The 12,502-nt window shown below is 69.2% G+C and carries 12 protein-coding genes; 7 read left to right on the top strand and 5 right to left on the bottom strand.

Translation table 11 applies throughout. The annotated features are described in order from the left end of the window. Window positions 1-1,738: bifunctional polysaccharide deacetylase/glycosyltransferase family 2 protein (locus tag ACPYOG_RS16420; RefSeq protein ID WP_481295239.1), on the bottom strand; the 1,738-nt coding region annotated here is incomplete at its 3' end. Between the two features lie 864 nt (window positions 1,739-2,602). On the opposite strand from ACPYOG_RS16420, the gene ACPYOG_RS16415 reads away from it, so the two are divergent. The 3 genes from ACPYOG_RS16415 (at window position 2,603) to ACPYOG_RS16405 (ending at window position 6,407) form a co-directional block, all read left to right on the top strand. Further along, window positions 2,603-4,780 (top strand): RICIN domain-containing protein, encoded by a 2,178-nt coding sequence (locus ACPYOG_RS16415; RefSeq protein WP_481295238.1) that lies wholly within the window; start codon window positions 2,603-2,605, stop codon window positions 4,778-4,780. Window positions 4,781-4,960: 180 nt separating this feature from the next. Then, window positions 4,961-5,659, top strand: a complete 699-nt coding sequence (locus ACPYOG_RS16410; RefSeq protein ID WP_481295237.1) for a hypothetical protein — start codon at window positions 4,961-4,963, stop codon at window positions 5,657-5,659. A 106-nt stretch (window positions 5,660-5,765) separates the two neighbouring features. Further along, the gene (locus tag ACPYOG_RS16405) at window positions 5,766-6,407 is read left to right on the top strand and encodes a hypothetical protein (RefSeq protein ID WP_481295236.1); all 642 of its coding nucleotides are present in this window, start codon (window positions 5,766-5,768) and stop codon (window positions 6,405-6,407) included. A 75-nt stretch (window positions 6,408-6,482) separates the two neighbouring features. Here ACPYOG_RS16405 and ACPYOG_RS16400 read toward each other — a convergent pair whose 3' ends face one another. Then, entirely contained in the window at window positions 6,483-6,989 is a 507-nt protein-coding gene (locus ACPYOG_RS16400; RefSeq protein WP_481295235.1) for a DUF2231 domain-containing protein, read from the bottom strand. A gap of 277 nt (window positions 6,990-7,266) precedes the next feature. On the opposite strand from ACPYOG_RS16400, the gene ACPYOG_RS16395 reads away from it, so the two are divergent. Continuing rightward, window positions 7,267-7,674 (top strand): hypothetical protein, encoded by a 408-nt coding sequence (locus ACPYOG_RS16395; RefSeq protein ID WP_481295234.1) that lies wholly within the window; start codon window positions 7,267-7,269, stop codon window positions 7,672-7,674. Here ACPYOG_RS16395 and ACPYOG_RS16390 read toward each other — a convergent pair. Then, the gene (locus tag ACPYOG_RS16390; RefSeq protein ID WP_481295233.1) at window positions 7,671-8,855 is read right to left on the bottom strand and encodes an MFS transporter; all 1,185 of its coding nucleotides are present in this window, start codon (window positions 8,853-8,855) and stop codon (window positions 7,671-7,673) included. The two genes, ACPYOG_RS16395 and ACPYOG_RS16390, sit on opposite strands and share 4 nt — an antisense overlap. 193 nt (window positions 8,856-9,048) lie before the next feature. Between ACPYOG_RS16390 and ACPYOG_RS16385 the strand changes: the two genes are divergently transcribed. Next, the gene (locus ACPYOG_RS16385; protein ID WP_481295232.1) at window positions 9,049-9,384 is read left to right on the top strand and encodes a hypothetical protein; all 336 of its coding nucleotides are present in this window, start codon (window positions 9,049-9,051) and stop codon (window positions 9,382-9,384) included. Continuing rightward, on the top strand, window positions 9,371-9,952 hold the full coding sequence (locus tag ACPYOG_RS16380; RefSeq protein ID WP_481295231.1) for a carboxymuconolactone decarboxylase family protein: 582 nt from the start codon (window positions 9,371-9,373) through the stop codon (window positions 9,950-9,952). Before ACPYOG_RS16385 ends, ACPYOG_RS16380 begins: the two co-directional genes overlap by 14 nt. Before the next feature lie 58 nt (window positions 9,953-10,010). On the opposite strand, the gene ACPYOG_RS16375 is transcribed toward ACPYOG_RS16380, so the two are convergent. Beyond that, window positions 10,011-11,249: a DNA polymerase domain-containing protein gene (locus ACPYOG_RS16375; protein ID WP_481295230.1), complete on the bottom strand. Its 1,239-nt coding sequence runs from the start codon at window positions 11,247-11,249 to the stop codon at window positions 10,011-10,013. Window positions 11,250-11,655: 406 nt separating this feature from the next. On the opposite strand from ACPYOG_RS16375, the gene ACPYOG_RS16370 reads away from it, so the two are divergent. Further along, entirely contained in the window at window positions 11,656-11,967 is a 312-nt protein-coding gene (locus ACPYOG_RS16370; RefSeq protein ID WP_481295229.1) for a hypothetical protein, read from the top strand. Between the two features lie 76 nt (window positions 11,968-12,043). Here ACPYOG_RS16370 and ACPYOG_RS16365 read toward each other — a convergent pair whose 3' ends face one another. Then, a complete protein-coding gene (locus ACPYOG_RS16365) occupies window positions 12,044-12,307 on the bottom strand; it encodes a hypothetical protein (RefSeq protein WP_481295228.1) in 264 nt (87 codons plus the stop codon). Window positions 12,308-12,502: the final 195 nt, after the last annotated feature.

The raw sequence follows: 12,502 nt of genomic DNA, 5'->3' as shown, positions 1-12,502 counted from the left end.
CCTGCATGGTGCCGTAGCACCACCGGTAGCGCTGACGCCAGAGCGCGGCGAGCGAAGCGGGCGCTTCGGTCCAGGCGAGCGCATCGTCGCGGTAGACGACGCGCCAGCCGTCGCGGCAGAGCGACATGGTGAGGTCCGTGTCCTCCGCGAGGGTGTCGAGGCTGACGCCGCCGACGCGGGCGAGAGCATCCTTCCGGAACCCTCCGATCGCGCCGGGGACGGTGGGCATGCATTCGGCGATGTCGAAGAGCCGCCGGTCCAGGTTGAATCCGACCACGTATTCGATGTGCTGCCAGGCGCCGAGGATTCCCCCACGGTTGTTGATCTTGGTGTTACCCGAGACCGCGCCGACACGCGGGTCGGCGAACGGCTGGACGAGGGCCCGGACCGTATCCGGCTCGAACACGGTGTCGCCATCGACCATGACGATGAGGTCATGCGAGGCGGCCTGGATGCCGGTGTTCAGCGCGGTCGGCTTCCCGCCGTTCGGCTGGCGGATGACCCGCACGGAGGGAAGGCCGAGCGCCTCGACGATGCTCGCTGTGTCGTCGGTCGAGCCGTCATCCACGACGATGATCTCCACGGGATGCGTCGACGCCGCGATCGATCGGACCGCGGCCTCGATCCCGGCCGCTTCGTTGTAGGCGGGCACGATCACCGTGACCGGCTCCGTCACCGGAGGGAGGGTCCGGCCGTCTGGTCGGTGCCGTCCGCGGTGAGCGAGCCGGTGGTGGCGGGCGGCGACGGAGACGACGAGCACGGCGCGGATGAGCATGACGACCCCGCTGAGCACGAGGGCCCAGGTGATGAGGGTCACGGCCAGATCGCTGAGCCGGATGCCCCACACGGTCGCCGCAGCGCCGATCCGCTCGAGCCGGGTCGCTGGGCGCATGGTCTGCCCGAGTCCGACGGCGTCCCCGACGGTCGTGACCGTGTAGCCGCCGGCGGAGAGCCGCCCCAGCGCCTGGTCGAGCGCGGCGACCGTCTGGCTGCGGTCTCCTCCGCCGTCGTGCATCAGCAGCACCTGTCCGGCGCTCCCGGCCGGGGTGAGGTTCCGGGCGATGGCAGGGACGCCGGGACGCCTCCAGTCCTCGGAGTCCGTGGTGGTGAGGACGGTGAGGTACCCGTCGTTCGCGGCATCCCGGATGGCCGTCCACTCGTTGTCGGTGATCGCGTCGTTCTCGGAGCTGTACGGGGGTCGCAGCAGCGCCGTAGCGCGCCCGGTCGCGTCGATGATGGCCTGCTGGCCCGCCTGGACCTCCAGCTGACGGCGCCAGGCGGGCGCAGCGCCGAGATCGACGTGAGTGAGCGTGTGCACGCCGACTTCGTTCCCGTCGTCGACGATCTGCCTGACGAGGCCAGGATGGGCGATCGCAGCGGTTCCGACGACGAAGAAGGTCGCATGGACGTGGTGCTTGCGGAGCACGGCGAGGATCTGAGGCGTCCACGCGGGATCGGGCCCGTCGTCGAACGTCAACGCCAGAGTGCGGTCGCGGGGGCTCGCCGTGCGCGGGTGATCCGTTCGCGCGTCGATCACCGGGCCGCCGTGGGAGACGGCAGAAGGGACGCCGGCGGCGCTACCGGAGGCAGGCACCGAGTCGTCTCCGATCCCCGCCAGGTGCTGCGTGTATCCCTGAACGAGCAAGGCGACGGCGAGCGCGAGCAGGACCGCAGCGAGCACCGCCCAGTGCGCCCGGACCGGGCGGCCCTGCCGTACGCTATGTGGTTGCGCTGTCACGGCTTCTGCGGCGCCGGGGGCCGATTGGCTTGCCCCGGGGCGGTCGCGCTCCGACCGGAGGTCGACGCCGACCCTGGCGCCTGCGTCGAAGAGGGAGAGCCGTGTGCCGCCGGGGCCGGCGTCGAGGCCGTCGTGCCGCCCCGGATGGGGGAAGCCGGGGCGACGGGTGAGACCGGGGACGGGTCAGCGGGAGGAGCGTCGTCCGGGGCGGGCGACGGGGGTTTCGGGCTCGACGGCAGCGGCGACCGTGTCACGGCGGGCTGCTGGCCGCTCGAGTGCACCTGGGGAGCGAATGCTTCCGGCAGGAGCGGAGCGATGATGTCCGGCCCTCCGAGGAAAGCGCTTCCGACCAGGGCCACATAGGCCGTGACACCGGCAAGCGCCGCCAGCCCACCGATCCGCGCCCGGCGGAGTCTCCGGCCGGAGGCGTCGACGAACACCGGACCACCAGCGGCAGGCCGGCGATGTCGGGGCTTCGCATTCCGGAAGGGCATCAATCAAGAACCATAAGAGTCGCAGGCTTCATATCACCTGAGCGGATCCCCCCGCGTCCGCACATCACTGTAGTGCGTTGTCGCTATCCGATCATAAAAAGTTCCGGCGAAACTGCTGGCGGTTGCGATCCGTCCGGGGTTTTCGAACCGCTTCGATTCAGGCCAGATCGGAACACCCGCGGCGCTTCATCGTGGACATCGCAATCGTCTGGTTCCCCGACGAAAACGCCGCACCGCCTAAAGCTCCGTGCGCCCAGCGAAGACCCGCGGCCTTTCTTCCCTTGATAAGGCGCGAACTCCTGGCTAGATTCGTCGAACCGGTTCGATTGTCACGGCGACGCCGAACCCCGCCAACAGAAGAGGAAGATGAATGCGCAAGAATCGAACGATGGTGTTCGGCGCAACGGCTGCCATAGCGGTGGTCGCGCTCGGAATAAGCGCCGTTCCCGCTGCTCAGGCAGCGGCCCCAGCCAGTAACACCCTCACCGTCACCGCCAACCAGGTCATCAAGCCGGTGACTCATGTCGCATCAGGGGCCCTCTACGGACTGTCGGCGAACGGCACGCCGAACCAGCGTTACGTCGCTCCGCTGAAGCCGCCGCAGTTCGTGCAGATGGCACCGGGCGGGCACCAGCTGCCCAACGGGGAGCCTGTTCCGGGAGGCGATGCGCTCGTCGTCGCACCCGAAGCCGCGGCCGTCGGGGCGAAGGTGATCGTCCGCATGCCCGACTGGTACCCGGACTTCCCCTACAAATGGGTGAGCTGGAGCGATTGGCTGAACGCGGTCGACACGCAGATCGCATCCGTCAAGGCTGCGAACCCGGCGAACATCGAGGCGTACGCACTCTGGAACGAGCCGGACTGGACCTGGGACACCACGAATGCCGGCAGCTTCGACGCGGGATGGGTTCGCACCTACAACGAGGTCCGCTCCAAAGACGCGACCACGCCGATCGATGGACCGAGCTTCTCCGCGTGGAAATCGAGCTGGTTCCAGGACTTCATGAGCTACGCCAAGGCCAACAACGCCCTCCCGGACATCGTCAGCTGGCACGAGCTCCAAGGATCGGCCAATATCGCGGCCGACGTCGCGGCATACCGCTCGATCGAGTCGGGCCTGGGGATCTCGCCGCGGCCCATCGTCATCGAAGAGTACGGAACACCCGCTCAGCTGGGCGTCCCCGGGCCTCTCGCCGGGTACATCGGGCAGTTCGAACGCTCTGGCGTGCAGAGCGCGGATCTGGCGTTCTGGAACCAGTACGGCACCATGGGAGACACCCTGGTGGGCACCGGTGGCCTGCCGAATGCGTCATGGTGGCTGTACCGCTGGTACGGCGACATGACCGGCAGCATGGTCTCGACCGCACGAGCCAGCAGTGGATTGGATGGTGCGGCCGCGGTGAACACTGCCGGCAACCAGGTGAGTGTCCTCTTCGGCGGGGGCACCGGAGCTGCGGCAGTGACGGTGAACGGACTCTCCTCGCTCGGCAGCTTCGGCACGAGCGCGCACGTCGTTCTGCAGCAGGTGATCTCCCGAGGTCGCACGACTGCGGTCTCCGCTCCGTCGACGATCACCGTCGGGGACTTCCCGATCAGCAGCGGCTCGATCACGGTTCCGGTGAATGCGATGAACGCCAACAACGGGTACCACCTCGTCGTCACCCCGACCGGGTCCGCCGCCAGCAGCCTCGAGGGCGACTACAAGCTGCAGAACGTGAACAGCAGCCTCGTCCTGGGTGTTCAGGGCGCATCCACTGCCTCCGGCGCGACCGCGCTGCAGTGGACCGACAATGGCACGCGCGACCACCAGTGGAACCTCGTCGCTGACGGCAACGGCGCGTACAAGATCGTGAACGAGAACAGCGGGCTCGTTCTCGACGTGCAGAATTCGTCGACCTCTGCCGGCGCCGCCGTCGTACAGGCCACGGATGCTGGCACGACCAGTCAATTGTGGTCGGCCGTCAGTGCGGGCAGCGGTGAATTCAAGCTCGTCAACGAGAACAGCGGGCTGGTCCTCGGCATCACGAACGCGAGTACGAGCGCGGGTGCCACAGCACTCCAGTGGACGGACAACGGTACGAGCGACCACCTGTGGAAGCTGATCTCGATCAGGCCCGTGACGGCAGGAGCGAACTACGCGATCACCAACGTCAACAGCGGATTGAACCTCGACACGACGAACGGCGGTACGACGGCAGGGACCCTCGTGGATCAGGCGACGGCCAACGGCGCGGCCGATCAGAAGTGGCAGTTCGTGGATGCCGGAAACGGTGAGTACAAGATCAAGAACACCGCGAGCGGCCTCTTCCTCGGGATCCAGAGTGCCAGTACGGCGGATGGAGCGGATGCCCTGATCTGGGGCGACAACGGAACAGCCGACCACCTGTGGCAGCTCGAAGCCAACGGCGACGGCTCGTACCTGATCGCCAACGCCAACAGCGGAAAGGTTCTCGGTGTCGATCAGATGAGTACGGCGTCGGGCGCCCAGGTCCTGCAGTGGGATGACAGCGGGACAGCCGACCACCTGTGGAGGGTCGTCCAGCAGTAGCTTCCCAAGCCCGCCAGGCCGGGGTCGGACCCATTCACCCCGGCCTGGCGCCAACCGCTTCGGACGTGCTGGAGAAGTTCGCGGCTGTTTCGAGCGGTTCTCTCCGAGCCGGCTTTGTATCAGGATGTTCGCTGACAGATCATGATCGGAGAAGGCTAGAGGAGCGGAGGCGCAGCGCGCGTGGGAGCCGATCGATCGCGGGGGCCGGCGGATCCTGCCGCCGAGACCTCGGCCGAGCCCGACGCGGAGACGGCCGCCGAGCCCGCCGCCGAGACCAAGCAGGAGGGGCTCTCGCGCCGAGGATGGCTCCTTCTCGTCGCCGCCACCGCGGTCGTCGGAGCGGTGCTCCTGACGGTCGGCGTCCTCGCGGCGGGCCTGCCAGCCGGCGACGCTCGAGCAGTCTCGTCCTCGGCACTACAACAGGCGTCGCCGCAGCCGCGCGACACGGAACCGGCGCCGACTCCGCTCGGCCTGCCGCCACGCCCGACGCCGACGCACGTCCTCACCGGCCCGGCAGTTCCGGTCGACTCGCTCACGTCCGGCGACTGCCTTCAGACCTACGACTCGAAATGGGCGGACGGCTACCCGGTCGTCGACTGCTCCGCGCCGCACATCGCGCAGCTCCTGACGAAGGGAGTCCTCCCGGAGCCGGCCACCGCATCCTTCCCCGGCACGGCCGCGCTGGACAGCCAGGTCAGCGAGCTCTGCGAACCCTCCCTGGAGTGGCGCTGGGTGGCGATCTGGAACGAGGACGTCCAGCTCGACCTGCGCTACCCGGACACCAGCGAGAAGTGGGCGACAGGAGCACGCTCCTACTACTGCTTCGTGTACACGTTCTCGCGGCACGAACTCACGGGCAGCGCGGTGGCGACTCAGTGATGCGGCGTGGGGAGACACCTGCGGGATCGGATTCGGGGAGAATGGCCCCTCGGGATTCATAGCTCAGCCGACCGTGCTCGGACAGGTCGAGCACGGAAGGGGAACGGTGAGGCGCCGCAACACGGTCATCTCGATCTCGATGCCTCTGGCCGTCCTGATCGTCCTCGTCGCCGGCTACGCCGCAACGACGGCTTCGAAGCCTCCCGCGTCCGGGGCGACTGCAACAGCGCCGATCGCCACGAGCGACGCTCTCCGGCAAGTGCACTCACCGGGACGCGTCGCGGTCGACGAGCAGCTGCACGCCGGGCAATGCCATGTGCGGATCCGCGACGCCGGCAACGGTCTCGTCCTCCCGGACGCTGCCTGCACTCCAGGCGCAGTGGATCCGGGTGTGACGCAAGCGAACATCCATCAGACGATCTGTGTTCACGGCTACACCGCCACGGTGCGCCCGCCCCAGTCCGACACCGGTCCAGCCAAACACGAATCCCTCGGGGACTACGGACTCAGCTACCAGCCCACCACCGAGTACGACCACCTGGTGCCGTTGGAGCTGGGCGGCACCAACGCCGTGTCGAACCTCTGGCCGGAGCCCAACGCAAGCGCCGCCCGGGGGTTCAACAACCCGAAAGACCAGGTGGAGAACGTACTGGCCGCGGCGGTGTGCGACGGCCGGGTGCCGCTCGCGGCCGCGCAGCACGCGATCGCCGCGGACTGGACCACGGCGACCGCCAGCCTCGGGCTCTGACCGATCCGTTCACGACGTGGAGGCCCCGGGGCCACCGCATCCATCGGGGTCAGCGCATCTACCAGAGTCAGGGGGTCACTGGTAGCCGCGCTGTTGCGTGGCCTCGTCGGCCACTCGGACGCCGTAGCGGTACACGAGTTCTCCGCCGAGGAACCCGGAGAACCCGATGATGAGGATGCCGATGATGGTGGTCACGAACCCGCCCACGCTGAAATGGTCGCCCTCGACGAGCCGGAAGATGAAGCTCACCACGAACACCACGACGGCGAGGAGGTTCGCGATCATGTGGCGAAGGGCGATCGCCCGCGTGCGCGTCCCGGCCTGGATACCGCTGAAGTCGATGAAGCCGAAGATCGCTGCGATCAGTGCGCCGATGACGCCGATCGCGACCAGCGTTCGCGCCCCGGCGGCGAACGGTGCCTGATCCCCGGAGATCAAGGCGATGATGTCGAAGACGAGCGCGGCGATCCAGGTTCCGACGGGAATGGTGATCAGGATGCCGTGCAGGGGATGGCCGTACGGGCCCGCGAGAACGGTGCGGGGGTGCTTGGCCCGCTGCAGTGCTGTCTGTTCGTGGTCCATGGGACGCTCCCTTCCCCGTACGACGGGCGGCCACAGTGCCACCGATCACGGCACGGACGGTAGGCCTCCACCGTTCTATTGTCAAGATCGGCTGCATTAGAAGCGCGGCGCTTTCCCCTGGCCGCACTCGGACCGCCGGCTGCGGCGGACAGTGGAGGAGACGCGAACGAAAACCGTTCGAATCTCCTTCACTACTGCCATCTGAAGGAGATTCGGCACCCGAACTCCTTCGATACCCCACCCCGAGAGGCCACCGACCAGGCGGTAGGGTGAGCCCGTGAAGACGACGATGGTGCGGATCGGATGGATCTGTCTCGCGATCGTCAGCGCCGGGATCCTGGTGTTCGGTCTCGTCATCGCGGTGGTGCCGATGGGCGGGGACGAGCTGCTGTATCGCGCCGACGGTCTGGCCTCGATCGGGTTCGGCCTGTTCGGCGGCCTAATCGTCCTCCTGCCCTACCGACGCGCCGAACGATGGGCGTGGGGCGCGCTCTGGTTCTACCCGGTGTTCTGGGCGGCTCACCTGTTCGGGAACCTCCCGCCCGGCACGGACCACATCCATCAGATCGTCTTCATCGTCCTCTCGCTGATCGGACTGCTGCTGCCCGTGAGGGTGTTCTTCCCGTCGAGGCAGGACCGGCACACGGTCGGATCGGCGCCGCCGACGGGGAACGCCGACCTCTAGCGAGCCGGCGCCGGCGCACGCAGGGTTGCGGCGCTGACGCCGCTGATCGCCACCGTGACGATGGCGAGCGCGCCGAGACCGGCCGGCAGCGCAGCGCTCGCCGCGATCGCGCCGACGAGGAGGGGGCCGCCCGCGTCGCCGACCTCCCTGCCGAGCTCGGCGTTGCCCATGGTCCGCCCCATCCGTTCCGGCGGAGTGGTGGCCGCCAGGTGGGCGAAGGCGAGGGGGGTCGCGATTCCGATCCCGGCGCCGATCAGCACGGCCGATACGTAGAGGGTGACCGGGAGGGGTGCGAGCGCCACGACGGCGATGCCGAGGCTGGTCAGCAGCAGCCCCGCGGTCGTGCCGCTGCGCGTGTGCAGGCGGCCGGCATCCCGAAGCCGACCGACGATGGGCTGGCTGATGGTCGAGGTGAGGGCGAGGACTGTGACGGCGGCCATGCTGCCGAAGACGCCGAGTCCGAGCGAGGCTCCCAGGAGCGGGAGGAAGCCCACCGCGACGCCGAGCGCTGCCGTGCTGGCGGCGAGGACCAGGGTCGGGACCAGGAAGCCGGGGTCGATGCTCTGCTTGGCGACGTCGAGGAGGGTGTAGCGCGGGCGGGGCAGTACGGGCAGCGCTGGAACCGCGACCGCGACCAGGACTGCGGTGACCGCAGCCAGGACGGTGAGGGCGATGAACAGTCCGCGAAATCCGTCGAGCGAGATCAGTGCCGCGCCGAGGAGGGGGCCGAGCGCGTAGCCGAGGCTCTTCCACGAACCGTATCGACCGAAGTAGCGGCCGGCCCCGTTCGGGCCGGCGAACCGGGCGACGGCCGCGGAGGATGCGGGCGAGAACGCGGACGCGGCCGCGCCCTGGCCCAGCCTCGCCACCGCCAGCCAGACCGGTGTGGCGGCGAAGATGCCGCAGAACGAGGCGAGCGCGAACACCGCGAGCCCACCGAGGATCACGGGCTTGACGCCGATGCGGTCGCTCAGCGAGCCGAAGACGGGTTTCAGGATGACTTCCGCGATGTCGTACAGGGCAAGGATCACCCCGAAGCTCAGGATGCTCAATCCGATGTCCTCGGATTCGGCGCCGAGAGCTGCGGCAATCCCGTGCGCTCCGAACGCGGTCGTGAATCCGGCCAGGTAGAGCGGCCCGACCGCTCGACGCGTCGGTGCCGGCTCGTCTCCCGTCGTCATCCGCCCCGGACCGGACGCCGGATGCTGCGACGTCCACTCGACGCTGTTCCACGCATCGGCCGACCTCCGTCTCGCTGCAACGATTCTCGCGCATTCGCGAGCGCCGGGTCCGGCGGTCCGGCGGGGCCTGGCCCTCCGCCGGGTCCCCGGGCAGGACGTCGACGGGGAGCATGGCGGCGCGTAGAGTCGGCGCATGTCACGGGAGATCATCCGGACGCACGGGCAGCACGCCCAGCGATTGCGGGACGCGGTGACCGGGAGCGGCATCCTCGACGAGAGGTTGCGGCGCGGAGCCGTGGAGGCCGGACCGGACGGCGATCCACTCGCCGAGCCGTATGGGGCGCTGGTCCGGCAGATCCGTGAGGATTCGTCCCGCGTCACGGACGCGCAGGTGAGAGCCGTGCGGGACGCCGCAGGGTCGGAGAAGGCGGCCTTCGAGCTCGTGTTCGCCGCCGCTGCCGGGGCGGGGTTGCGACGATGGGATGCCGCCCTGCGAGCGATGACGGAGGCCGGAGATGCGACTGACTGACGTCGAGCGCGGCGACTCGCCGTGGCATCGGGCGCTGATCCGCATGATCTCGCGCGTCTCGGGGATGCGCCTGCCGGATGCCGCTCGGGTCGCCTTCTACGATCGGGACTTCGCCGGGCCGAGCCTGGGGGAGTGGACGCAGAAGACGATGCGAGGGCCGAGCGCCTGGTCGGTCTCCGAGCGGGAGCTGATGGCGGCGTGCGTGGCCGCGTGGAACTCGTGTCCGTTCTGCGTCGGCGCTCACGGCGCCATCGCCGTCCGCGGCCTCGACCGCGACGTCGTGGAGCGGACGCTCGCGGACCACACGACCGCGCCGATCCCCACGCGGCTCCGAGCTGCACTGACTTTCATCGAGAAGATGACCCGCGAGCCGGACGCGCTCGCCGCCGCTGATGTGGAGGCGGCTTACCGGGCGGGCGTCGACGGCGACGCTCTGCGAGACGCTGCCGCGGTGGCCGCCGTGTTCAACGTGATCACGAGATACGCCAACGCGCTCGACTTCGCGATTCCGACGGAAGAGGAGTTCGACAAGTCCGCAGGGATGCTGCTGCGCCGCGGGTACTCCTGATGCTCCGGACGGACCCGGGATACGCCGGCCGAGTGGCTGCGATGTGGATTCGCTCTCGTCACTCGCGGCCGGGCCACTGCCTCCCGGCCCACGGGTCGTAGTCGGCCAGCAGCGGGCCCTGCTCCGGGCGGTCGGCCTCCGGAACGTGCTGGAGGTTGATCCGGACGCGGTACCAGAGCGAGCTGGAGCCGCGCATCCCGTCGACCAGCTCGTCGGCAGGATGCAGCCGTGCGGCGATCGCGGGGTTGTCGGCCTTCCAGCGCTCCAGAGCATCCATCGCCTCGGGTTTCGTCTTGGTGCGCGCGACCTCGATGAGCGGCATCTGCGAGACGCGCCGGCCGGCCGCATCGCCGGAGCGCGGCGGCTTCTCGGCGGGTCCGAGCTCGGCGGCGAGGGCTAGCAGCGCGTCGAGCGAGCCGACCGCGTCGTCGATACCCTCGTGCGGGTCGCCCCGCTCCGCGAAGCGGCGGAGAACGGTCGGCACGGTGAACTCCTCCGGGCGGCGCGAGCGGACCTCGTCCCAGTCGAGAGGCGTGGAAACGCGCGCGTCGGGCAGCGGGCGGATCGAGTAGGCGGATGCGACGGTGCGGTCCTTCGCGTTCTGGTTGAAGTCGATGAAGACGCTCTCGCCGCGCTCCTCCTTCCACCAGCGGGCGGTCGCGAGGCCGGGCCCCCGGTTCTCCACTTCGCGGGCGAGCGTCTCGGCGGCGAGCCGCACATCGGCGAAGCCCCACTGTGGAGCGATGCGGACCAGGATGTGGAGGCCGCGCGAGCCACTCGTCTTCGGCCAGCCGACCAGGCCGTGATCGTCGAGCACCTCCCGGGCGACGAAGGCGACGTCCACGATCTGCTGCCAGTCGACGCCCGGCATCGGGTCGAGGTCGACGCGAAGCTCATCGGGATGGTCGAGATCCTCGGCTCGGACGGGATGCGGGTTGAGGTCGAGGCAGCCGAGGTTCGACACCCAGGCGAGGCCCGCCGCATCCCGCACGACCGCCTCCTCGGCGGACGTACCGCTCGCGTAGTGGAGGGTCGCGGTGTCGATGTAGGGCGGATGGTTCTCGGGGACCCGCTTCTGGAAGAACGGCTCCTGGGAGAGTCCCTTCGCGAACCGCTTGAGGACCATCGGCCGGCCGCCCGCGCCGCGCAAGGCGCCGTCGGCCACCGCGACGTAGTAGCGCGCGAGGTCGAGTTTCGTCAGTCCCGGCTCCGGGAACACGACTTTGCCGGGGTTCGAGATGCGCACCTCGTTCCCCTCCACCTCGAGGAAGGTCTCGGACTTCGACGACGGGCTCATGCCGCCACCGTAACCGCCGCGGCCCGCGCCGGCCAGGTCCGGCCGCCTCCCTCCCTGGCCGCTCCCCTGCCGGCTACGCGCTCGAAACGGAGGTCTTTGCGCGATTGGAAGCCGCAACCTTCCTCCGTTCCCCGACCGACTGCGGCGTGTCGAGCCGTACTTCCTCCGTTTCCCGCGCTGGCGTCGCGGACTGGCGCCCGCAGAAAAGGGAGGAGTGGAGCGGGATGCCGCGGCGCGTAGGCGGGAAACGGAGGAAGTTCCACCCGGGTTGGCCCGATGACTCCTCCGTTTCCGCGGGTCGCCTGTTAGCGTCCTTCTCAGGGGGTGGCGGGATGCGGCGGTGGGTCCGACTGGTCGCTCACCCGCGCACGCCATGAGACGGCGCCGGAGGCGGTGGCCCGCGCTCGTGATCGGGCTCGGCCTGTGCGTGGTGGCCGCGGGCGCGATCGTCTTCTTCGTGCAAGTGCACGCGGCCACTGCCGACTGGTGGCCGACGGCGATCCCGACGCGAGTTCAGTACGAGGGCCGCGACTTCACGTGCCTGGATGGCGGACGGCCGATCCACGTGGATTCCTCGGCACTGATCGGTCGTGAGGCCCGAGGGCGCACGATCGGCGGAGGCGTGATCTACGCGTCGTCCGGGTCCGACCTCCCGGATGGCGTCATCGTGGCGGCCGACGGTGATCTTCGGTTCTGCCCGCTCAGCGGCGGCACCTGACGCGCTGCTCGTCGTAGGTTGTCGCGGGAATTCCCGGGGGCGCCAGCGTCGAGATCGCGCTGGTGGCGTGGGCTGGTCAGCCGTCGGTGCCGATGTCGCTCGCTCGCCGCGAGTTGATGAGCGACAAGGCCGCGTCGAAGGAGTGGGCGAAAGCGGTCTCGGTGAAGCCGGGACGCAGCATGATGACGTCGAAACCGCCGCTGTCCTGTTCGATGTAGGCGAGCAGTCCGGCGGGATCGGTGGGTGGGACACGGGTGTCGCAGATCCGCCACGAGGTGTCGGTGAGCGCGATGATCTCGAGAGCGGGGTCGAGCGGGACCCCTTCGAAGCTGGCCAGCATCGGCGTGCCTCCTGTTCGTGCATCCCTCACACAACCACTGCTTCGTCCCGCGGGTCAGGGCTTGACACGCACGCGAAAATCCCGGGGCCGGGGCCAGAATGAGGCCATGGGAGCGATCGACCGCACACCGGCCGAGGACCGGCGCGCCGAGGACACCGGCGTCCGCATCCATCGCCGGCTCTGGCGGCACTGGGG

It is taken from the genome of Leifsonia sp. HAY1-4F (assembly GCF_056755275.1).
The sequence above is the reverse complement of the archived record's forward strand: the minus strand, read 5'-3'. Positions and strand labels throughout refer to the sequence as shown.